20 protein-coding genes are annotated in these 23,885 nt (G+C 39.2%); 6 read left to right on the forward strand and 14 right to left on the reverse strand.

Annotated features, from left to right (window positions below):
- Positions 1-18 precede the first annotated feature (18 nt).
- Together CD001_RS01665 and CD001_RS01670 are read right to left on the reverse strand one after the other, a co-directional pair.
- Positions 19-1,197, reverse strand: coding sequence for an acetyl-CoA C-acetyltransferase (locus CD001_RS01665; protein WP_096185909.1), 1,179 nt, complete (start codon positions 1,195-1,197; stop codon positions 19-21).
- A 237-nt stretch (positions 1,198-1,434) separates the two neighbouring features.
- On the reverse strand, positions 1,435-3,534 hold the full coding sequence (locus CD001_RS01670) for a (Fe-S)-binding protein (RefSeq protein WP_096185910.1): 2,100 nt from the start codon (positions 3,532-3,534) through the stop codon (positions 1,435-1,437).
- A 320-nt stretch (positions 3,535-3,854) separates the two neighbouring features.
- Between CD001_RS01670 and cls the strand changes: the two genes are divergently transcribed.
- On the forward strand, positions 3,855-5,060 hold the full coding sequence (gene cls / locus CD001_RS01675; RefSeq protein WP_257009680.1) for a cardiolipin synthase: 1,206 nt from the start codon (positions 3,855-3,857) through the stop codon (positions 5,058-5,060).
- A 510-nt stretch (positions 5,061-5,570) separates the two neighbouring features.
- Positions 5,571-7,460: a heavy metal translocating P-type ATPase gene (locus tag CD001_RS01680; RefSeq protein ID WP_096185911.1), complete on the forward strand. Its 1,890-nt coding sequence runs from the start codon at positions 5,571-5,573 to the stop codon at positions 7,458-7,460.
- Between the two features lie 47 nt (positions 7,461-7,507).
- On the opposite strand, the gene CD001_RS01685 is transcribed toward CD001_RS01680, so the two are convergent.
- Positions 7,508-8,299 carry an alpha/beta fold hydrolase gene (locus tag CD001_RS01685; RefSeq protein ID WP_096185912.1) on the reverse strand — a complete coding sequence of 264 codons (792 nt, stop codon included), beginning with the start codon at positions 8,297-8,299 and terminating at the stop codon, positions 7,508-7,510.
- Between the two features lie 330 nt (positions 8,300-8,629).
- Between CD001_RS01685 and CD001_RS27205 the strand changes: the two genes are divergently transcribed.
- The gene (locus CD001_RS27205) at positions 8,630-8,761 is read left to right on the forward strand and encodes a DUF3953 domain-containing protein (protein ID WP_407081133.1); all 132 of its coding nucleotides are present in this window, start codon (positions 8,630-8,632) and stop codon (positions 8,759-8,761) included.
- A gap of 196 nt (positions 8,762-8,957) precedes the next feature.
- Here CD001_RS27205 and CD001_RS01695 read toward each other — a convergent pair whose 3' ends face one another.
- From CD001_RS01695 to speE, 5 genes are all read right to left on the reverse strand, one after another.
- On the reverse strand, positions 8,958-9,125 hold the full coding sequence (locus CD001_RS01695; RefSeq protein ID WP_096185914.1) for a XapX domain-containing protein: 168 nt from the start codon (positions 9,123-9,125) through the stop codon (positions 8,958-8,960).
- Positions 9,126-9,475: 350 nt separating this feature from the next.
- Positions 9,476-11,146 (reverse strand): arginine--tRNA ligase, encoded by a 1,671-nt coding sequence (gene argS / locus CD001_RS01700; RefSeq protein ID WP_096185915.1) that lies wholly within the window; start codon positions 11,144-11,146, stop codon positions 9,476-9,478.
- Positions 11,143-11,592, reverse strand: coding sequence for a DUF1934 domain-containing protein (locus CD001_RS01705; protein ID WP_096185916.1), 450 nt, complete (start codon positions 11,590-11,592; stop codon positions 11,143-11,145). The genes argS and CD001_RS01705 overlap by 4 nt, the downstream gene beginning before the upstream one ends.
- A 681-nt stretch (positions 11,593-12,273) precedes the next feature.
- Positions 12,274-13,149, reverse strand: a complete 876-nt coding sequence (gene speB / locus CD001_RS01710) for an agmatinase (protein WP_096185917.1) — start codon at positions 13,147-13,149, stop codon at positions 12,274-12,276.
- 13 nt (positions 13,150-13,162) lie between these two features.
- A complete protein-coding gene (speE, locus tag CD001_RS01715) occupies positions 13,163-13,990 on the reverse strand; it encodes a spermidine synthase (protein ID WP_096185918.1) in 828 nt (275 codons plus the stop codon).
- A 222-nt stretch (positions 13,991-14,212) separates the two neighbouring features.
- Here speE and CD001_RS01720 point away from each other — a divergent pair, with 222 nt between their 5' ends.
- Entirely contained in the window at positions 14,213-16,291 is a 2,079-nt protein-coding gene (locus tag CD001_RS01720) for a transglycosylase domain-containing protein (RefSeq protein ID WP_257009958.1), read from the forward strand.
- Positions 16,292-16,514: 223 nt separating this feature from the next.
- On the opposite strand, the gene CD001_RS01725 is transcribed toward CD001_RS01720, so the two are convergent.
- Positions 16,515-17,039, reverse strand: a complete 525-nt coding sequence (locus CD001_RS01725; protein WP_096185920.1) for a YwhD family protein — start codon at positions 17,037-17,039, stop codon at positions 16,515-16,517.
- Between the two features lie 196 nt (positions 17,040-17,235).
- Here CD001_RS01725 and CD001_RS01730 point away from each other — a divergent pair, with 196 nt between their 5' ends.
- Positions 17,236-17,424 (forward strand): 2-hydroxymuconate tautomerase, encoded by a 189-nt coding sequence (locus CD001_RS01730; RefSeq protein ID WP_096185921.1) that lies wholly within the window; start codon positions 17,236-17,238, stop codon positions 17,422-17,424.
- A 68-nt stretch (positions 17,425-17,492) separates the two neighbouring features.
- Here CD001_RS01730 and CD001_RS01735 read toward each other — a convergent pair whose 3' ends face one another.
- The 3 genes from CD001_RS01735 to CD001_RS01745 all read right to left on the reverse strand — a co-directional run bounded on the left by CD001_RS01735 (position 17,493) and on the right by CD001_RS01745 (position 19,799).
- Positions 17,493-17,999, reverse strand: coding sequence for a YwgA family protein (locus CD001_RS01735; protein ID WP_096185922.1), 507 nt, complete (start codon positions 17,997-17,999; stop codon positions 17,493-17,495).
- Between the two features lie 2 nt (positions 18,000-18,001).
- Complete coding sequence (locus CD001_RS01740; RefSeq protein ID WP_096185923.1) at positions 18,002-19,306, reverse strand: HD domain-containing protein; 1,305 nt, start codon at positions 19,304-19,306, stop codon at positions 18,002-18,004.
- A gap of 271 nt (positions 19,307-19,577) precedes the next feature.
- Positions 19,578-19,799, reverse strand: coding sequence for a DUF1450 domain-containing protein (locus CD001_RS01745; RefSeq protein WP_096185924.1), 222 nt, complete (start codon positions 19,797-19,799; stop codon positions 19,578-19,580).
- A 209-nt stretch (positions 19,800-20,008) separates the two neighbouring features.
- Between CD001_RS01745 and CD001_RS01750 the strand changes: the two genes are divergently transcribed.
- Positions 20,009-20,845 carry a lipoate--protein ligase family protein gene (locus tag CD001_RS01750; protein ID WP_257009682.1) on the forward strand — a complete coding sequence of 279 codons (837 nt, stop codon included), beginning with the start codon at positions 20,009-20,011 and terminating at the stop codon, positions 20,843-20,845.
- A 185-nt stretch (positions 20,846-21,030) separates the two neighbouring features.
- On the opposite strand, the gene CD001_RS01755 is transcribed toward CD001_RS01750, so the two are convergent.
- On the reverse strand, positions 21,031-21,837 hold the full coding sequence (locus tag CD001_RS01755; protein WP_096185925.1) for an aminoglycoside N(3)-acetyltransferase: 807 nt from the start codon (positions 21,835-21,837) through the stop codon (positions 21,031-21,033).
- A gap of 12 nt (positions 21,838-21,849) precedes the next feature.
- Positions 21,850-23,751, reverse strand: a complete 1,902-nt coding sequence (gene abc-f, locus CD001_RS01760; protein ID WP_096185926.1) for a ribosomal protection-like ABC-F family protein — start codon at positions 23,749-23,751, stop codon at positions 21,850-21,852.
- Positions 23,752-23,885 lie beyond the last annotated feature (134 nt).

Here is a 23,885-nt window from a genome sequence, read left to right on the forward strand (position 1 = left end):
TTCAATCGGTCATTCTAGTTACACTTGAATCATGACCGCATCGCCTTGACCACCACCACTGCAAATCGAGGCAATTCCGATCCCGCCACCACGGCGCTTCAATTCATAAGCAAGTGTTAGGATAATTCTCGTTCCACTTGCCCCAATTGGGTGTCCTAATGCGACAGCTCCGCCATTTATATTAATTTTTGCAGGGTCTAAATCTGCAATTTGCCCACTCGCTAATGAGACTGCTGCAAAAGCTTCATTCACTTCAAACAAGTCGACGTCTGCTAATTTCACACCTGTTTTATCTAAAAGTTTATTAATAACTAAACCAGGAGTTTTCGGGAAGTTTTCGGGTTCCACCGCAAGCTGTGTGTGGCCGATAATCGTTGCTAATGGCTCAACACCACGTGCTTTTGCCTTTTCCTCACTCATTAATACGAAAGCTGCTGCTCCATCATTTACCCCTGGGGCGTTTCCGGCTGTGATCGTACCGTCTGCACCAAAAACAGGCTTTAATTTCCCAAGTTTTTCAGCTGTCGTATCTGAACGCGGTGACTCATCATCTGTTACAACAACAGAATCACCTTTCCGTTGCGGCACTTCGACAGATACGATCTCTTCTGCAAATTTCCCTTCACTTATTGCAGAAACGGCTTTTTGATGACTGTTGTAAGACCATTCGTCTTGTGCTTCTCGTGTTAACCCATGTTCTTTTGCAACGTTATTTCCGTAGTTCCCCATGTGCACACCAGTGAACGTACACGTTAAACCGTCATGAATCATCATGTCATGGAATTTTTGCTCTCCCATTTTCAGACCAAAACGAGCACCCTTTACAAAGAACGGTGCTTGACTCATTGATTCCATTCCACCTGCAACAACGGTTTCTTGTTCTCCTGCGCGGATTAAAATGTCCCCAAGTGTTACACTTCGCATTCCTGAAGCACAAACTTTATTAATCGTTTCTGTCTCCGTTTCCCAAGGAATACCTGCTTCATGCATTGCTTGACGAGATGGTAGCTGTCCTTGCCCGCCTTGCAGGACAGAGCCCATAATGACATGATTGACTTCTTTTCCATCGATGTTTGCACGGTTTAAGGCTTCCTTAATTGCTTTTCCCCCTAATTGTGCTGCTGTAAATCCTGACAATTTCCCGCCTAGACGACCTATTGGTGTTCTTGCTCCACTAACAATGACTGTTTTACTCATGAAACTTCCTCCTTCAATGTTTTTATGTCTTTTGAAAAGAAATCCTTTTAAAACAAAGCATTAACTTGTTTTTCAAGTCGTTTGATGAAAAATCGATTGAACGCTCGCTCAGTGACATGAAACACTTTATTGGTAACGCTTTCAGAAATAAACATAATGTACCTTCTACTAACATTTTATTCGGGTGACCAAAATGATCACCCGAAAATTTAGAATTTTTCCTAATAAATTATTTCGTCACGCAGATTCGGATTCCTCTTTTATATCTAAAGATTTTTCTAAAATTTCTACAATATCTAACGTTTTTACGTTATCTTCTACTTCTTTCGCCTTTGTTCCATCACTTAACATCGTTAAGCAGTACGGACACCCAGAGCCGATAATGGATGGTGTTGTAGCTAATGCTTGTTCAGTTCTTGCTTCGTTCACACGAGTTCCTGTATCCTCTTCCATCCACATCATTCCACCGCCGGCACCACAGCACATACCATTTTCTCGATTTCGTTCCATTTCGACGACATTCACACCTGGAATCGCCTTTAATATTTCACGCGGTGGATCGTAAACATCGTTGTAACGGCCTAAGTAACAGGAGTCGTGGTACGTAATTGTCTCATTTACTTCTTTTGTTGGCTTAATTCGGCCTTCTCGCAGCCATTCAAACAGAAGCTCTGTATGATGGTATACTTCTGCGTCTAAACCAAATTCTGGATACTCCTTTTTGAACGTATTATACGTATGGGGATCAATCGTGACGATTTTTTTAATATCATGCTTCTCAAACTCTTGGATGTTTGCTGCAGCAAGCTCTTGGAATAAGAACTCATTACCAATTCTTCTTGGTGTATCCCCTGAATTCTTTTCTTTGTTTCCGAGAATGGCAAATTTAATGCCAGCTGCATTCATAATTTTCGCAAATGACTGCGCAATCTTCTGACTGCGATTATCATAAGAGCCCATTGAACCAACGAAGAACAAGTATTCAAATTCTTCACCTTTCTTCTTCATCTCTTTCACTGTTGGAACATCAATATCTTCACGACCGTCACGCCAGTTTTCTCGTTCTTTTCGGTTAATCCCCCATGGATTTCCTTGACGTTCTATATTTGTAATTGTACGTTGTGCTTCTGAATCCATTTTCCCTTCAGTAAGAACGAGATAACGTCTCATATCAATAATTTTATCTACGTGTTCATTCATGACCGGACATTGATCTTCACAGTTCCGACAAGTTGTACAACCCCAAAGCTCTTCTTCGGTAATAACATCCCCAATCAAGTTTACATCGTAACCTTCCGCTGTTGCCGCTGCTTCATCACTAGCAGCTCCTGCTAGCTGATTTCCTTTTGTATGGTTAAAAGCATACGCAGGCATCCACGGCTTTTTTGATGTAACCGCTGCCCCTTTTTCTGTTAAGTGGTCACGCATTTTCACAATTAAGTCCATAGGTGAAAGCATCTTCCCAGTCGCTGTAGCCGGACACATATTTGTGCATCGTCCGCATTCAACACATGCATATAAGTCTAGTAGCTGCTTTTGATCAAAATCTTCAATTTGATTTTTACCGAATTTTTCAGCTTCCTCATCTTCAAAATTAATTGAATGTAACTGACCCTTATTATGAGTTGGTCCTACCCAGACGTTGGCAGGTCCTGCAATTAAGTGAGCATGCTTGGACTGTGGAATGTAAACGAGAAAGACGAGCAAGAACATAAGATGCAACCACCAGAAAACAAAGAACATAGCGGCAGCTGGAGTTGTTCCGATTGTACTGAAAACGGTTGCAATTCCAGACGCAATTGGCTCAGCAATCGTTGGTTCTTTCCTTAACCAAATGATTTCCATCCCTTTAGCAAACAACTTCGAGATCATCAATCCACCAATAAAGATGAGAACGAGCCCCGCTTTGAAATTTCGTTTTAGACGAACAAGCTTTTCAACATAGCGTCGGTGGAATGCCCAAACGACCGCAATTAAGATCATAACAACGACAATTTCTTGGAAAAACGTGAAATATGGATACAGCGGTCCTAGTGGCAGATGCCCTCCAGGAGATAGCCCTTTCCATATAACATCAATCGCACTAAATTGAACGAGGACAAAACCGTAAAAAAACATGACGTGAATAATACCACTTTTCTTATCCTTCAATAATTTTTTTTGTCCAATGACCATCGTTTTAAAATCATCCCAGCGTTCCTTTGTTGACTTAATAAACGCTGGTTTTTGGCCAAGCTTAATGTATTCAATTCTTGTTTTTACGAGCATTGCAAATAAGTATAGAGCGTAACCAGTAACTAGAAGAAAGGCTATCCAGTTAATCGTTATTAATTCCATTTAAAACAGCTCCTTTCATCGTTGTCTTAATTTTACAAATGTTGTCGTTTCACTTTCCTCCTCTTTCACGTCATTCATGCTCCTGTATTTTCCGTACTCATAAATATTACAATAATGTTTTTTAGACGAAAAATACACCCTTTTCAGAAAATAATTTAAATTTAGTTTTTATTATAACATAAAATATAAATGAATGAACATTCATTCATGAATTTCTTTTTAATGATTGAAATGAACGGTTTAAGGGAATAACATTATTATCTTTTCAATGCACCTTAAAGGAAAATAAAGTGTACGTTCTGTTAGGAGAGACTTAACCTGTGACGATTTTTCTCACCATCATCATTATTTTAATCCTATTTATTATATGGGTATCGCTCGATATTTGGTTCGGCCGGAGAATCCATAAATCGAAAGTCATCCCATTTAAAGAATCACCTGTCAGAAAAAGCGATGCTCACTTTTTTTCACACGGCGATAAGCTTTTCGATGATATGTTTGAAGCTGTAGAAAATGCAAAGGATCATATTCATATACAATTTTATATTTTTCGTGACGATAGTATCGGCATTAAAATGTTATCGCATTTAATGAATAGAGCTCGTAAAGGTGTTACCGTGAGAATTATGGTTGATTGGGTCGGATCGAGTATTTCAAAGGAAACGGTTAAAAAGTTAAAAGATACGGGAATATCGTTTGTTAAAACGAATCGTCCCCACTTTCCCCTGCTCTTTTACAGTTTAAATGAACGGAATCACAGGAAAATAACGGTTATTGACGGAACGATTGCTTATATCGGCGGTTTTAATTTTGGAGATGAATACTTAGGAAGAGACCCTGAACTTGGACGTTGGCGTGATTACCATTTACGTATTACTGGAGAGTCGGTTGCAGATTTACAAAATCAATTTTTGATTGACTGGGAAAGGGCAAGTAAAGAAGCGATTGAAAGGTCGAAACGTTATTTTCCTCCATTACAACCCGGCTCGTTAAATATGCAAATCATGCCGACAGATGGAGCACACGTACAAGAAGCGATTTTGACAATCATCGATCAAGCTGAAAAGTCTGTGTTTATCGGAACCCCTTACTTTATTCCTGATAAACCAATACTTCATGAACTTGTCCGGCTGTCAAAAAACGGTATTCATGTTCAAGTGTTGATTCCGAAATACCCAGATCACCCACTTGTAAAAGATGCCGCTTATCCGAATATTAGAATATTATTAAAGGCTGGAGTAGATGTTCGGCAATTTTATGAAGGGTTTTATCACTCAAAAGCGATTATTGTTGATGACAAAATCATTGACATTGGTACATCAAATTTTGATCAGCGGAGCTTTTATTTAAACAATGAAGTAAACTGCATCATTCATGACAAAGAATGGATTAAGCATGTGAAAGAAAAGATTGATGGCGACTTTTACAAAAGCAGTGAACGTATTACCTTCGAGCTCCTCAAACAACGTTCCTTGTTTGACCGTTCAAAAGAGGCTGTCGCAAAAGTCCTTTCCCCTCTTATGTAGGGATAAATAAATTACGCACAAATGAGAATGTTTATAAGCATTTATGAATTGGAAACTTCCTCAAAGCAGGAAGTTTCCTTTTTTTACGATTATCATTTATAATAATAATTATTAAATAATAATTATATTATTTAAAATCATTATCATTAGTTTGGCAATAATTTTGTTTACGTGAATACACATATAAAGACTTTACCCGGGTGCGAAAAATCTTTATTCAAGACTATCATAGCTTGGTTTGCTGTTACCTTAAGGGGTGACAGCATTTGCGTTTTTAAAAGGTAATGATGATGATTCTTTTTCTCAATTAGAGTTTGAGATAGGTCAAATACAATTGTTTTCATTTAAGAAATAAGAAAAGCGCTAGAGTCCCGACAGGAAAAAGTCCGAACTAAGACTTCAAGTGCCGGGGCGAAGCGACCTCGAGACGGTGGTGCCAGAAGTCTAGACAGCAATCGAGAGATTGAAATTTTATACTTTCTTACTTATCAAAAAAGGAGTGATCATTGTATGGCTAAAACATTAAAAGAAATGAAGCTGTGGAAGCATCGGCAAATCATTTTAGCTTTTATTGGCGGATGTTTCTTATTTACAGGCTTTTTATTTGAACAAGGAAATATGAACAATACAGCTGTCATTTTTTACATTTTTTCTTTTCTATTCGGTGGTTTTTATAAAGCGAAAGAAGGGATTGAAGATTTACTCGAAGACCGGTCATTAAATGTAGAAATATTAATGATCTTAGCCGCGATAGGTGCTGCATCCATCGGTTATTGGAGTGAAGGAGCAATCTTAATCTTTATTTTTTCACTTGCAGGCGCACTTGAAACGTATACATTACAAAAAAGTGAACGTGATTTATCAGCACTTATGAACCTTGCTCCAGAAGAAGCGAATCTCATTGATCATCGTGAAGATATCAAAACAGTATCCGTAGATGAACTGCAAATTGGCAGCCGGATTTTAATCCGCCCAGGTGAACGCGTTCCTGCCGATGGAATAGTCCTCTCAGGAGAAACATCAGTTGATGAGTCTACATTAACTGGAGAGCCCGTCCCTGTCAGCAAAGCAGAAGGGGATGAAGTATTTAATGGAACCATGAATGGAAAAGGCTCAATGACTGTAAAAGTAACGAAACGAAATGCTGATTCTTTATTCCAAAAGATGATTCGGCTCGTCCAAGAAGCAAAAGCTGAGCGGCCACCTGCCCAGCAATTTATCGAAAAAGTTGAAGGTCCGTATGTCATCGTCGTCTTACTTACTGTTGCACTCATGCTCATCATTCCGATTATCTTTTTAGGCTGGAATTTCGAAGATACATTTTATCGTGCGATGGTGTTGCTCGTCGTTGCATCACCATGTGCTGTCGTTGCGTCGATTATGCCGGCGCTTCTCTCGGCGATTTCTACCGGAGCAAGGAACGGTGTCCTCATGAAGGGAGGAGTTTATCTTGAACAGCTATCGAAAGCAAATGCAATCGCTTTTGATAAAACTGGAACGATTACGACTGGCAACCCATCCGTAACAGATGTCCATTTTGAAGATGAAGAAAGTGACGTATGTGCAGCTGTTGCTGCCATCGAACAACAGTCGAATCACCCGTTAGCGAAAGCTCTGTTTCAATTTACTTCCGCTAAAACAAAAACATCACTTCCTTCCTTATCAACAATTCATGACTTGACTGGATATGGAGTTGAAAGTGAGATCGATGGGGCTAAATGGACACTGGGTAATTCATCTTTAATGAATCGTACTCTTGCAAATCCTTTTCATAACGAATTTGAGAGGAAAGAAGCAGAGTGGAAAAAAGCAGGAAAGACGATTGTATACGTAGCAAAAAACGATGAATTTATGGCAGCTTTTGCAGTCAAAGATGAGATCCGCGAAAATGTCAAAAATACGTTAAGAGAACTTGATAAATTAGGAATTAGTACGATTATGATTACTGGCGATCAAGAAGAAACTGCTGCATCCATTGCCAATGAAGCAGGTATGGATGAATGGATCTCTGAATGTCTCCCCGAAAAAAAAGTAAGCGAAGTTGATTCGCTAAAAGAACGATACGGATCGGTAATTATGGTCGGGGACGGGGTCAATGATGCACCAGCACTTGCTAAAGCGAATATAGGAATTGCTATGGGTTCAGGCACTGATGTTGCAATCGATACAGCTGACATCGTCTTAATGAAAAGTGAACTTGATAAAATAAGGCTTTCTTTACAACTATCAAAACGATTAAATCGTATCATTAAGCAAAACCTGACCTTTTCAATTGCTGTCATTTTACTATTAATTACAGCTAATTTCGCTCAACAGCTTACATTGCCACTTGGAGTTATCGGACACGAGGGCAGTACATTGCTCGTCATTTTAAACGGGCTAAGACTATTGAAATCCTGACCTAGTGAATGAATACGTTAAAAGCCACACGGACACCATTTAAGGTGTCATGTGGCTTTTTCTGATGTTTTCTTTATAAATTGTTTTAAAATATGATTTAAAGCGTGTCCTTTTTTCGTCGGAACTTGATGGCCTGTCTCCCCTACTAAAATGATGGAAACCTCTGTTTGGCAATGAGTTCGAAAGAGGTGACGATAATGGTGGACATAATCGTCTCTTTCACCATAAATTAAAAGGATCGGGCACTGGATCTCCTTTAACCTAGCTGTTGCTTGATACTTTAACCCGATGCGGTAATATTGCTCTAAAACCGCTGGTGAAGTTCTTTTTAAGTAATCTCTCAGCTCTGAACGCTTTTCTTTATCTTTTTCGTGAGCAATTGCAATGACATTTGATATGAGTCGCATTTGCTTTAATTTCGCAGCAATGATGCCTGAACGAAATTCGTTTCGAAGTAAAAAGCTGTTTACTTCAGGAAATGAACCGATTCCGATAACTCCTTGAATCCGATTTGGATGGCGAATCGCCGCTTCGATGACAATCGATCCTCCATTTGAATATCCGCAAATAAAGGCACGGTCGATTCCTTCATGATCAAGTACAGCAATGATATCATCAGCAACGAGTTCCATACTAATGGGCCGCTCATCGATCCCGCTACGACCATTCCCCCGTAAATCAATGCCAATAACGGTATAATCATGCTTTAATTCGTGCTTTTGCCTGCGAAAAGTAACATGCCCCATCCCAGGTGGATGAATAAACACGATCACGTTAGGTCCCGAACCTATTTTTTCATAATAAATTTGTGCCTCATTTACTGCTTCTGTCCACGGCATCTGATTCACTCCCTCGTGTCACACGTACAACTTCTTCAATGTAGTGTGTGCGAAATCACGAAAAAAATGCCATTCATTCTATTCTGAAATAATCAAAAAAAATAGTTTTGTTAGTAAATTAAAAGTAATTACACTTTTTCTTTGATTAAATAAATTTCCAAGAATAATATTAAGTCTTGGACATGTTATGTTAAAATGTGAAAGCAATCTAAAAGTAAGGAGGATTGTATGACACTTAAAATATTTAAATTTTCTGAAAAAATTATGGCTTCTCTAGTCTTAATTCTTTACCTCTTATCTTTTAGAATAGACTTCAACATGTTGCCATATATGCTGTTTTTACTTGGAGTTGCGCTTATTTTTACTGGACTAATAAAAATTCAGGAAAATCAAAGGTTTTCAGGGATACTTATATCAATAGTCTCTGTTATTGTATTCCTCTCTTCCTTTAATTATTTTTAGCTAAAGCTAGAAATAAAAAGTAGTGGGAGTCTTGTAAGTAACAACTTCACACCACTTTTTATTATTCGCCGTTCCTATGAACAATCGGTATTTTTCTGAACAGTCCGTGTAGATCATTCCCGCTATCATTAGTTTGCTATTAAGGTAGTAGACCTACCGATGTTACAGATTCACTTGAACCATTTCACATACTCGACTAACCGATCATTGTACTTACCCATTGGTATAACTTATATCCGAGAAATATGCCGATGATCCCGATAATCCCAGGCAATGCTGGTGGTGCTGGAATTGGCAATTTAATTAGAGCAAAGACAAATCCAACGATTAATCCTGCTAACAACGCTAAAATAATTTCCTGCATTTCATTCACCCTTTAAATACGCTTCTTTCATAAGCGTAGACTTTCTATCAGTTTAAAACAATTTGTCTTATTCTATCCTATCAGAAAGACGTTCGTGCAATTATTTGAGGTCGCATCTGTTGACGTCGAATCGATGCTTCGCCGTACGTTGTGGCTCGACGCAACTTTTATGTGGTTTGACGCAACTTCTCCTTGCTTTAACGCAACTTTTATGTGGTTTGACGCAACTTCTCCTTGCTTTAACGCAACTTTTATGCGGTTTGACGCAACTTCTCTCTTGTTAAATGTCGTACTTTATCTGAGTAGAGAAAAAATACCTTATCAGAGCTCCCAATAAGGTATCATCGCTATTACATTTTTTCAGGTGCATGAACGCCCACGAGTTTAAGTGCATTGGCAATTGTTAGCCGTACCGCTTCCATTAGCCCTAATCTCGCCTTCGTTTGTTCAACATCGTTTTCATTAATGACTTTTTCTGCATTATAAAAACTGTGCATCGTTTGGGCGAGTTCATGAATGTAATTCGTCATTCTATGAGGTGTACGCTTATTCGCTGCATCTGCAACCGCTTCTGGATATTCTCCGACTTTTTTAATCAGTTCTAATTCTTTATCTCCTGTTAGCCTGTCAAAGTCCGCTTCTGTACCTACAGTAAATCCAAGTTCTTTTGCTTGACGAAGCATGCTGCAAATTCTCGCATGGGCATATTGAACATAATAAACCGGGTTTTCATTCGATTGAGATTTGGCTAGTCCCATATCAAAATCTAGATGCGTATCCGCTGCACGCATCGCGAAGAAATATCTCGTCGCATCCGTACCTACTTCCTCCATTAAATCACGCATCGTGACAGCTTTTCCTGTTCGTTTGCTCATTTTTACTCGTTCGCCGTTTTCAAATAAATTGACCATCTGAATAATTTGGACATCCAATTGATTCTTATCGAACCCTAATGCCTGAATGGCAGCTTTCATTCTTGGAATATAGCCGTGATGGTCAGCTCCCCAAATGTTAATAAGCTCTTCAAATCCTCGGGCAAACTTATCTTGATGATAAGAAATATCAGGCGTTAAATACGTGTATGACCCGTCCCCTTTAATAAGAACACGATCTTTGTCATCACCATATTCAGTTGACTTGAACCATAGTGCACCGTCTTGCTCATATGTTTTCCCACTGTTCTTTAACACTTCAAGAGCCTCTTCTACTTTCCCAGATGAGTAAAGGGACACTTCAGAATACCAATTATCAAACGAAACACGGAAACTTGCTAAGTCTTCTTTCAGTTTATCAAGCTCTCTTTTCAGCCCGTATTCACGGAAAAATGACAGTCGCTCTTCCCGGTCATTGTCTTTAAAGCGATCTCCATACGTCTCAACGATTTCTTTGGCAAACTCGATGATATCTTGACCGTGATATCCATCCTCAGGCATGTCCATTTCTTCACCTAGCTCTTGATAGTAGCGAGCTTCGAGGGAGAGGGCTAAGTTTTCTATTTGGTTTCCGGCATCATTAATATAATATTCTCTAGCAACTTCAAATCCTGCTTTTTCTAAGATGTTACATAACGAGTCTCCTACAGCAGCACCTCTAGCATGTCCAAGGTGCAATGTACCAGTTGGGTTGGCGGATACGAACTCGACCTGAATTCGTTTACCTTGTCCTACGTTCACATTTCCGTAGTCTTCACCTTGATTCAGTACCGCTGAGACGACATCAGATAAATAATCTTGTTTCATAAAGAAGTTTATAAATCCTGGTCCGGCAATATCAAGCTTTTCTACATTTGCTTTTTCTTTATCAAAATGATTGGCAATGTCTTCAGCAATCATGCGGGGTGCTTTCTTTGCAACCCTTGCTAGCTGCATCGCCATATTCGTTGCATAATCTCCGTGTTCTTTTTCTTTCGGTGATTCAATGACAACATTCGGAATCTCTTCTTCTGCTGCTAGTCCAGCTTTTAAAACTGCTGCAGTAATTTCCTGCTTTAATTGTTCTTTTAATTTTTCCACTTGGTTCATTGTCGTTCAGCTGCCTCCTTTATTTTCACTCTCAAATCGTATGTGCCTGTCGGTTCCCCTTGCATTTCTAATGAATAAGTGAGGCGAATCGCACCTTGCCTTTCTTCTTCATTCCATTGAAAACTGACATGATCTGTCGTCGTACGCATTGTCATCGCGCCGAGCGGGCTATGATATATCCCTTCTGTAGTCACACCTGGAATAAAGCGTTGGTTCATTGACACCCCGCCGCTTCTCATAACTCTCATTTCGTTCGCTTGTATTTTAACCGTTTGTGTCGTTACATCTATTTCTTCATCTTCTGTTGGTTCAGTAAATTTTAAATAAGTAGAGGAACCTTTTTGTATGAATCGCCCTTCTGTATGAATTTCGTTTGTATCTTGCGCATTTCCGTCACGAATCGTTGTGTTCATCGTAATTGTAACGGGACGTCCTATCGAAGACATCAGTATTCCTCCATTCTTACCAATTAACTTGCTCAATTATCTATTTAGACAGTGAAAAACGTTCATAAAAGCTTTTTTCTCTTAGATTGTTGTAAGAAGTGAATGACAGCGGCTTTCAAAAGGAAAAGCATTATACGAAAATCTCCGCTAGGTGGACACAGTGTAGCACCTAGGAAGTTAAGGAACTGCCCTTAGAATCGTCCGCCAGTAGCGGATTCGCAAAAGTAACACTCTTTTATAAAACAACCTTATAAAAAATGAGTCTTTCACTCAAAATGTTCATATCATAACTTAAGTATTATATCTAACATTCATAGGCAAATTCAATGACTAATACGAAATAACCTGATTTTCCTAATTGCCGCATATAATAGTGAGACAAGCTGAATCTTTGTAACAAATCATAACATAACGAGTCGTGCTATTAAATCAACAACGTTCGGTGCTATATATGACTATAAAGACTGCTGAATTTTTTAGAAAAATAAAAGTGATAGCAAGTATATGATATACCGCCATCACTTTTTGATCAGTTATTTGAACCCATCCCTTCGTTATCTTTCTCAAAATAAGTATGAAACTGGATCAAATTCCAGTTAAAAAGGGTGGACCTTACCGTGGTAAATCCTGTCGTTTACAGAGAATATAATGACATCGCTTTTTCTCATTCTGTAGTTGATGTTACTTTTTCGTCCAGCCTAGCAGCATTTCTCTAACAAACTTGCTTGCTGCAATCGACGTTTGTTCTGAATGATCGTAAGGTGGAGCCACTTCTACTAAATCACAGCCAACGACACGAATATTCGAAGAAGCAATCACTTGAATCGCCTCTAGCAATTCTTTTGATGAAATTCCACCAGCTTCAGCTGTTCCCGTCCCAGGGGCGTAAGCAGGATCAAGAACATCGATGTCAATTGTGACATAGACAGCCTTTCCTGCTAATGTAGGAAGAATCTCTTTTAACGGCTCTGCTACAACATATTTCGTCATATGCATCCCAGACTCTTTTGCATAAGCGAATTCTTCTCGCATACCTGAACGAATCCCAAAAGAATAAACATTTTCAGGCCCAATTAACTCACATGCTTTGCGGATTGGTGTTGAATGTGAAAGAGACTCTCCTTCATACTCTTCACGAAGGTCTGCGTGTGCATCAATGTGGATGACAGCGAGATCCTCATACTTTTTAAACATCGAACGGATAATCGGCCATGACACTAAATGCTCTCCACCTAAACCAATAGGAAACTTCCCATCTTCTAACAACTTGTCCATGTACTGTTCGATCATGTCGATGCTTTTTGCTGCATTTCCAAATGGGAGCATCATATCTCCTGCATCATGAAAGCGAACTTCCTCTAGGTGACGATCCATATAAGGACTGTATTCTTCTAGCCCAATGGATGCTTCACGGATACGATTTGGACCAAATCGAGAACCAGGACGAAAGCTTACAGTAAAATCCATTGGCATCCCGAAAATGACGACGTCACTTTTTTCATAGGAACCATTCCCCATAATGAACACTTTTCCTGAATAACCATCATCAAAAAACATGGTGTCCACTCCTCTATTCCGTTAAGTCTTTAACAAATTTCGGTAATGCAAACGCAGCCCGGTGGATCTCTATAGTGTAATATTTTGTATCTAATTCACGAAATCGTCCCTCTTCCACTTGAAGCGGATCATGCTTTTTAGATCCAATTGTAAATGTCCATAGTCCACTTGGGTATGTCGGAATGTTTGCCGTATATAAACGCGTAATTGGAAACGTCTCTTTCACATCTCTAAACGCATTTTTAATGATATCTTGGTGAAACCACGGGTTATCTGTTTGTGCAACAAAGACACCATCTTCTTTCAATGCTTTTGAGATTCCTTCGTAAAAGCCTTTCGTAAACAAGTTTACAGCTGGTCCGACTGGTTCAGTTGAATCAACCATAATGACGTCATAAGCATTTTCACTTTTTGCTATATGCATAAACCCATCATCAACCTTCACCTCAACACGTGGATCATCTAGTTTTCCAGCAATGGTCGGCAAATACTTTTTCGAGTATTCAATGACCTTCCCATCAATTTCGACTAATGTAGCCTTTTCAACTTCAGGGTGCTTTAAAATTTCTCGAATTACCCCGCCGTCTCCACCACCAACAACAAGTACGTGCTTTGGATTGGGATGGGTGAAAAGTGGTACGTGAGCAACCATTTCATGATAAACAAATTCATCTTTTTCTGTCGTCATGACCATACCATCTAGCAAGAGCATGTTCCCAAATTCAGCCGTTTCTACCATGTCCAGCTGTTGAAAATCTGTCTTTTCACTATGGTATATTCGTTTCACTCTTGCTGTAATTCCAAAGTCTTTCGTCTGCTTTTCTGTAAACCAAAATTCCATGTAAAAGATCACCTCGTTATCATCATTCCTCAATTGAGGATGTTTCATTGTTTTCATAAGACTAGCGTGACGTCAGCTGAACTCCTTAAAAGAGTATAAAGCATCACCTACAAAATAGGAATAGTTTTCTTCTCACAAGTATATTGCCCTCACACATGTGGAAAACTGATTAATCGTAGATAAGAAATTTTTTCCACATTGTGAGGTGGATGTTAATTGGAAGTGTTAACTCGTAAAGCGTACCATAAACGAAAACGGAGAATTGGACGCTTTCTTAAAATATCAACATTATTATTAACGATCAGTTTAGGTGCTGCTGCAGCGATGATTGCCTACGCTTACCAGCTAGATCCTCCCTCTTTATCTGTGCCTGAAACGACGGTCATGTATTCAAGTGATGGAGAAGTCATTGGTGAAGTTCATCAAGGACAAAACCGCCATTGGATTTCGCTCGATCAAATGGGAAATGAAGTGATTGAAGCGACATTAGCCATCGAGGATCGGCGTTTCCATGATCATTTCGGCTTCGATTTCTTTCGGATTGGCGGTGCTGTACTGGCAAATTTAAGATCTGGGATGAAAGCTCAAGGGGCAAGTACAATTACCCAGCAATATGCACGAAATTTATTTTTACATCACGATAAAACGTGGACACGAAAGTTTCATGAGGCGATGTACGCCCTTCGTCTGGAACTTCACTATACAAAGGATGAGATACTCGAAGGGTATTTAAATACGATCTATTACGGACATGGTGCATATGGAATTGAGGCTGCAGCAAACTTGTATTTTAATAAACATGCCGATGATTTAAACGTAGCGGAAGCTGCCATGTTAGCCGGAATACCGAAAGGCCCTGGTGTTTATTCACCTTATTTAAACGAAGATAACGCAATCAGCCGCCAGCAAACTGTCTTAATGACGATGGAAGATGCCTCGTATATTACGAGAAATGAACGAGAAAAGTGGTTAAATGAATCTCTAACATTTGCAACTGATGAAGAAGTTGAAGCAAATAGAATCGCTCCATACTTTCAAGACACAGTACAGCAATGGCTTGTTAACGATTTAGGTATTGAACAACAAGTTATTGATAACGGGGGTCTTGAAATTCATACGACGTTGGACTTTGAGATGCAAAGTGATGCAGAAAAGCTAGTACAAGATGAATTAGCTAACAACGAAGACTTACAAGCTGGTTTTGTCGCGCTTGATCCAAGAACTGGAGAGGTGCTAGCTTTAGTTGGAGGTAGAAATTATGAGGAAAGCTCCTTTAACAGGGCTACACAAGCAAAGCGCCATCCAGGTTCAACGATCAAACCGATTTTATATTACGCTGCTTTAGAAAATGGCTTACGACCGAATTCGATGTTAAAAAGTGAAGAAACAACGTTTATTTATGACGAGGGAAGAAAGGAGTACCCACTAAGTAATTTTAATGACAGCTTTGCAGATGATTATGTAACAATGCTGCAGGCTTTGGCGGTTTCAGACAACATTTACGCGATGAAAACACATTTCCTTCTCGGTTTTGATACGTTGATTCAGACCGCAGAAAAATTCGGGATTGAACAACATCTCGAACGGAACCCGTCATTAGCTATCGGAGCATTTGATGTAGGTATTTTAGAAATGGTAAACAGTTACAGTCCATTTGCAAATGGCGGTTACCGAGTCAAACCTCAATTTGTCAGTAAAGTCATTGATCGTGAAGGGAAAGTCCTTTATGAATCAGATGTTGTGCGAGAAAAGGAACTGGATCCTGCTTATACAGCAATCATGACAAATATGATGCAAGGAATGTTTGAAACGAGCTTGAATGCGCCTTATGCTTCCGTTACTGGTGGAAGCCTAGCACATTTTTTAGATCGTCCTGTCGCTGGTAAAAGTGGTTCTACCCCGAGAGACAGCTGGATGATCGGCTATACGCCTCAGCTTTTATCCGGAGTCTGGGTAGGCTATGATGAAGGTGAAGATTTAAAGGCTGGAGACGAATCTGCTTCGAAAAAAATATGGGGTAACTTTATGAAACAAGCACTGGATGGACAATTAAAACGACCATTCCCTGTCCCGGATAATGTCGTTGAAGTGAGTATAAATCCCCTAAATGGCATGGTCGCGACTGACGCTTGCCCCGTAAGCAGAAAAACATTGTTTTACGAAGGTACTGAACCGACTGAAGAGTGTACGGAACATATTGACTCAGAAGAAGTCCAGGAAGAAGAATATGAGAAACGAAAACAAAAGGAAGAAGAGAAGAAAGAGAAGTTTTTAGATAAACTCATTAAATGGTTTGAATAAAGTTTTACGCATTGTAATATATTTTTTTTTAAAAAAGACAGACGAAGGAAAGTTCCCTTCGTCTGCCTTTTTGTCTTAGTATTTCGTGTGTCGATTTTTAGTTTACTCATTTTCGTGCTTTTTTACAAGATGACTTTTATCTGTTCACAATTTGTTCACACTTTGTTATATCAATAAAATATTTTGAACGTCTGTTTTTTCATGTTTTAGACGAGAATTTCCTTTAAGTGTTCAAATCCTCTTTTAATTGATCATCTGAGTTTTCCCACATGTTTTCGTCAAATGAAGTTAAATAATCTTTTAGTACGTTTTTCGATTTATCATCCATATGAGAAACAATGATTCTTCCTTTCAATGATTTATCCATGTTGTTCACATGTTCCGGTAAACTTTTATAACCGCGGCGAATTTCACGATCGACTGTCAATTCACAAGCAGCAACACCTATATATGCGGGCTTTCCGTTTCTCATATCCGTTGTGATCCAAATAAGCCAATAAGGCTTCCCGTTTGGAACTTTATCCTTTTCATGAAGAAATTTGATTCCTTTTTCAACAGAGCTTCGTGCATGGAGCGCGCCCATATCAACGAATGCCTCTCCTTCTTCAACATCAATAAAGAGCGATGTCATATTATTTAAGTTCAAAACCCCTGCTCCGTATCCACCATGACCGTCTGTTGAATCTGAGCTTAATATGTTAAAGCCTTGCCCTCGTTTTTCACCTTTCTTTTTATCAAAAATATCCATAACGATATCCCTCTCTTTCAAATAAGAAACGTTTTTTTCTAGTTTATCATAGAAGGTTTTCATGATACACATATGAACAGTTGTATAAATTCAGAAGTTTTGACACACTGAAAGGAAATATAAGTCATCATGTCTAACGTATGTTACGATATAAAGAGATGGAATACTACCATAGAAGATGATAGGAGAGATTAACATGCCATATGTAACTGTAAAAATGCTTGAAGGGCGCACTGATGATCAAAAACGTGCATTAGTTGAAAAAGTAACAGAAGCAGTATCAGAAACAACAAATGCGCCAAAAGAAAAGATCGCTGTAATTATTGAAGAAATGTCCCCTTCTCACTATGGAGTAGCTGGAAAGCGGATTAGTGACGACGCTTAACTTCTATATGAAAGCACCCCCATTAAGACAATTTTTTGACCATGGGGGTGCCATTCTATATATTGTAATTATGCTTCATTTTTCTTCCTGATTGAAGCGATAAATTGATATGCTTCGTCTATTTCTTCTTCACGATAATTTGACTTTGCTTTTAACGTATATACTTTTTCCTTCACTTCATCCTTCGACAAATCCTCAAAATATAAAACCGTTGAGACGAGCTCAAGAAAACGCGAGCTTTGTTCATTGAGACGGTTTAACACTTCTTTTTCTTCAGGAAAATCGTACGGTGACATTTCTAGAAATTCGGAGCCTTTTTCTGAAAGATGATAACGGTATTGATAATAACCGCTCTTTTTTTCTTTAATTTCAGATACAAATTGAAGGTGACACATCTCTTCCATTCGTAAGTTCAACTCTTCTGAATAAGGACCGTAAATGTGAAACTGGTACTTTTCGAAAAAAGGAAAGTTTAATTTTTTTGCAATATAGATTAGCTTTTGAAGTTTTTTTCTTCCAACTACCTCACCGGTCTGTTTAAATAATGCCAGCAGCTTAGCATGTTCTTGTAACAACATTATCCCCCCTGAGTCATTAACAGTCTCAAAATTCGTTTTTTCTCGTCTTCAAACGAACTGAAATCTTCCAATAAGTCTTTTGGAAAATATAATTTATGGTCTGTTCTCTTTTTGCCTGAAATGGCTTCAACGACATCAGATTGCCGTGACAGCTCTCTAAGTTCCCCTGTAGGTTTCAACAAATGGATCGGCAGCCTTTCCTCTTCTTCACCTGGACGGTAAAAATCATAAGGAAGGTCTGAAGATGAATCGATTACTAAGTAATAAGCAGGATCAAGGCCGATTTTTGTGAATAGCTCCATTAATTCCGGCCATATTCTCATTTGCTGGCTAGGGTCACACTCAACGTATTTAAACAGTCTGCGGTCCATAAACCGTAAACATAGATCTCGTAAAATGCTGTCCTCTTCTTCTTGCCACTCTTGAAAATAATAAAGAATGATTGATTCGTCGAGCTTTAAATAATCTTTTAACGTAATTTCTCCGGAAAAGAGCGAATAGAAATGCTTCGGCTCGTCTTTAAATGTATACCCGTTTTCATAAAGGTCTTTTGCTCTATGTAAAATTTTGCTTAAGATGACCTCTGCACTTCTTGTCACAGGGTGAAAATAAACTTGCCAATACATTTGATAGCGGCTCATAATATAGTCTTCGACAGCGTGCATGCCGCTGTGCTTAAATACAGCTTGATCTTCTTTCGGACGCATGACACGCAAAATTCGTTCCATATCAAAGTGGCCGTAACTTACGCCTGTGTAAAAAGCGTCACGCTGCAAGTAATCCATTCTGTCTGCATCAATTTGACTCGAAATGAGACTGACAATTAATTTGTTTGGGTACGTTTTAGCAATGACATCCGCTACTTTCTTTGGGAATTCGTCACTGACTCCTTTTAACACTTTGTTAATATCAGTGTCGCCTAAAATAATTTCTCTCGTCCATTCTTCATGATCCATATGAAAAACTTTTTCGAACGAATGCGAAAACGGGCCATGTCCTACATCGTGAAGCAACGCAGCTGACAAACAAAGAAGACGTTCTTCTTCCTCCATCGGCTCCTTCTCTTCAATAATCTCTACCATCCGTTTCATGATTTCATAAACACCTAGCGAGTGGTTAAAACGGGTATGCTCGGCACCATGGAAAGTTAAATATGTCGTACCTAGCTGTCGGATGCGGCGTAGTCTTTGAAATTCCCTCGTGCCGACTAAATCCCAAATCAGTTCATCACGAACATGTATATACCGATGAACCGGATCTTTGAATACTTTTTCTTCATTTAGCTTTTTGAAACGGCTCGTCATTACGAGACTCCTTCCTGCTCCATACATCTCCATTATGATATTTAGCTCTTACTGTAAATTTTCGATCAGTTCATTGATTTCATTATACTAAAATCCACACTGAAAAAAAGAGCATATTCTCCATTATTTATCAAAAAATGACACAAAACCAAACAAACCATATGGAAAATAATTGAAGGTGCCTGACACCTGTAAAAATATGACAAAGGAAAAGAGGTTGAGCTTATTGTTAGGACTCTTCCAATAAGTTCAACCTCTCTATTTGGCCACATCATTTCATTCGTTTAATCACTTTTTCCATAAGCTGTTCTTCATCCAATGCGGCTACCGGACGGTCATTGACAAAGGTAAATACCTTCTTCCTTCCTGGTCCACAATAAGATTGACAGCCGATGTGTATAGTTGCATTCGGATCGAGCTTTTTTAAACGTGGAACTAACGTCTTTATATTAGTGGCCTGGCAATCATCACAAATTCTGAACTCATTTGCCACCTTCACCACATCCTCTAATCATATAAATTGGAAATGTAACCCATGTGCCTGGCACATGGTAGTTTCTTGGCAGTTTTTTGCACTATCGAACATTTTACAATGGATTGCGACTATATTCAACGGTAAGGTTGTCCATTTTTTCACCGATTATGGTATACTCGTGAAGAAAAAAATTCGAAAAACAAGTAAGAAACGAGGAGAAGTCAGTCGTGAAGACCATTCACTCCCCCCTTTATCGTAAAAAGTGGTCGATTCTCGATCAATCACACATTGGATTAACGATGAACCCGATGCAATCTTTTGCATATGATGATACGCTTTGCCGAATTGTTGGTGAAGAAGAGAATCTCGGTATCGCCAGGACGTGGGTTCACGACAAAACGGTCGTACTCGGTATTCAAGACAGCCGCCTTCCTCATATTAAAGAAGGAGTTCATTACTTAAAAGAGCAAGGCTATGATGTCATTGTCCGTAACTCTGGTGGACTTGCCGTCGTTCTTGACCCGGGAATATTGAACGTTACCCTTGTATTTAAAGACGGTAAACATATGTCGATTGACCGCGGATACGAATTAATGGTAGAGCTGACGAAAGCACTATTACCAGAGCTGGATGGCCTGATTAAAGACGGGGAAATTGCCGAATCTTATTGTCCTGGTCGCTATGATTTAAGCGTTCATGGACAAAAATTTGCTGGTATTTCGCAAAGGCGAATTCGCGGTGGTGTTGCTGTACAAATTTATTTAGCAGTTAACGGAAACGGAGCACACCGAGCGGAATTGATCAAAGACTTTTATGATCATGCTGTTAAAGGCGCACCGACAAAATATTCATATCCGCAAATTGTTCCGAGTAAAATGGCTTCGATCGAAGAATTAACCGGAACCCATCACACGGTCGCTCAACTCGTCAGCAGCCTTTTACGTACGCTGCAATCATTCAGTGAAGAACTAGGTGTATTTGAGTTAAAAGACGATACTTGGCCTGTCTTTGAGGAAAACTTGCAGCGAATGATAAAAAGAAACGAAAAACTTAATATGACATAAACGTGTGTGTAGAAAAATAGGCGTAAACTCAAGGCGACGAAGGTTTGAATCGTGGAGCGTATGATATTCATACGTGAGTAAGAGAGAAACGAGTCAACGCAAAAATACGAAAGCTATTTTCCCTAAACTTTTTGAACATCCAAAAGCTGCTGCCCGATGCAACGATGTTGCCGGACAGCAGCTTATTATTTCCCTTTCCTCTCATTTGTAAACCACAATGTTGAAAAGTCAACGGCATCCACTAGTGAAAACAAACGTGACTTTGCTTTGCCAACATCCCCTTTTACGACTTTACATCGTTTCTCAAACTGAACCCCCATTTTTTCAAATTCGTCATCTTCATATGCTATTTCCTTATAATCGAACCAAACCCGTTTCCCATCAATGAATACAGGAGCGCTCTCCGTAACGATTTTCGGTTGTGGAGCACGATATTCTCCTAAGTGAAAACTAGTATTTGTGTCGTACCCAGTGCCAATAAATAAGACATATGCGTTATTTTCATATAACCTTGCTAATGGAGATGCCTCCCCAAGGCCAAAATCCAGACCGTGATTATCAATTATTTCCTCCCTCTTCTTCCCCCATGCCGCAAATGAAACTGCAGGATGATTGCTCCGTAACACATTTGGAAAAGCCCGAAAAACGTCAACAATTACTCCCATTCCATATGTCGGTGTATACGAAGGGTGAAAAGCTGGCACCGACTCCCGGATCGGCTGCCACCAGCTTTTTGGTACAGGTGGATTTTCCCACTTTTCCGGATCACTTAAGTCACCACTATGAGTTGGCATGACAATCGTTCCATTATCTGTCACAACATCCATTAATGCTTGTACAACCGCAACTGCTCCTCCACTTGTCCAGCCTATGGAAGATAAGGAAGAGTGGACGAGAACGACCTGCCCCTCCTGTAAACCTAAGTTTTGCAAATCGTCCTTCAATCGATTAACAGTCATTGGCATTCTTCTATTCTCTCTCATATGACTCATTCTCTAACTCCCCTATTGTTCGTCTTCAAGTAGCGATTCTAAACATTGATAAAGTTCCTCTCGCTCAAGTTCACGCAACTCTTTCTCTTTTTGTAATTGTTGCAGATGATCAACGTTTCCTTCGACCATCATCTGTTCCTCGATTTGATGAATGGCATTTTCAATGTTGCTGACATCATTTTCTATGCTTGAAATTGACCTTTCCGATATTTTCTCTACAGTCGCAACTTTCTCTTTCGGATTTGACTTCCTTTTGCTATGTTGCTGATCTGAACGCTCTTCTTTTCCTTCGTTCATCTTCATTTTTGCGTAATCATAATTCCCGTTAAAAAAATTGAGTGTTTTATCGGCGAGCCAAAACACTTGCTGAAATAATTTATTAATAAAGTAACGATCATGGGATACAGCTAAAATCGTTCCATTATACTCCTCTAACGCCTCTTCTAATACTTCCCTCGAATCAATGTCTAAATGATTGGTCGGTTCGTCTAGGATTAGTAAATTGATGTCTTGATACATCAGTTGAGCTAACCGAAGCCTCATTCGTTCTCCACCACTCAACTGGTGAAGCTTCTTAAATACAGCAGCACCAAAAAACAAAAATTTTGCTAATATTGGCCTTGCATCTGCTTCAGACACGTTCACTTCATCTCTAAATGCTTCAAGAATACTTTTGTTCGTATCCTCAGAGGAGTAGACATGTTGAGCAAGATAGCCTACTTTTACTTGGCTTCCTAGTTTTATCGTTCCTTCTGTTACCTCTTCTTCGTTTAAAAGCATCTTTAGAAATGTTGATTTTCCTGAACCGTTATCGCCAATTAAAACAGCACGATCTTGATGACGAATGTGCATGTTGACATGAGAAAATAAGTTCCGTTGTCCAAAAGTCTTCGAGACATTATCTACAACGATTGCATCTGTTCCACTGCGGCTTGCTGCTTTTAATTCTATATTCATTTTCTTTCTGTTCAGCAGAGGCCGTTCTATTTTTTCCATACGCTCAAGTGCCCTCTCCATATTCCTTGCTCGTTTGTGCAAGCCTTCATTAGGTGGATTCGCACGATTTGCCCAATCCTTTAAACGCTTGATTGTCTCTCGCATCTTCTTTATTTTCTTTTGCTGTTCTTCATATTTTTGAAATTCGTTTAAGAGCAGCCTCTCTTTTTCCTTTATAAAGTTAGAATAATTCATGTGATAAGACGTCAACTCACCGTCTTCTAAATCAAAAATTTTGTTTACAACCTCATCTAAAAAATAACGGTCATGAGAGATAAGCAGAACTGTACCTGGAAAATCACGAATAAATTTCCCTAGCCACTCGACTGCTCGAATATCAAGGTGGTTCGTCGGTTCATCAAGAAGCAGTAAATCAGGCTTCTTTAACAGTAAAACGCCTAACCCTACTTTTGTTTTTTCACCGCCGCTTAAACCGTCAAATGGTTTCTGAAGAAATGTTGTTATATTTAACCCACTTGCAATCCGCTCGATATTTGCCTCTATTTCATAGCCATGACCGTTCGAAAATTGTTCTTGCTTTTCTCCATATAATTCAACAAGCTTCGTCAATTCGTCAGGGTTCGATTCTCTGCTAATTTTCTGCTCAATTTCCTCCATTTCATTTTCGATCATAATCAGCTTCTCGTATGCTGTTTTTAATACGTCGACCGTCTTCACCTCTTTCGGAAAACGAGGTAGCTGCTCTAAATAACCAACTGTCGTACCTTTTTTCCAATGAATATTACCTGAATCAGGATGTTCTTGTCCTGAAATGATTTTTAACAAAGTCGTCTTCCCGCTTCCATTTCGGCCGACAATTCCAATACGGTCGTGTTCAGATACTTCAAAGGTAACTCCTTCTAGTACAGGATCACCACCATACATTTTGGATAGATTTTTTCCGCTGCATGCAATCATAGTAGAACGTCCTCCTTATATTTACATGTTCTATTTTTCAGAGCGCAAAAAAGACCATAAGGAAGCTCTCCTCATGGTCCCATGAACTTTACGCATTTAGATGTTAAGAAGTTCAAAAAAAGCAAACAAAAAGG

The organism is Evansella halocellulosilytica (genome assembly GCF_002335745.1).
Classification (GTDB): Bacteria; Bacillota; Bacilli; order Bacillales; family Salisediminibacteriaceae; genus Bacillus_CA; species Bacillus_CA halocellulosilytica.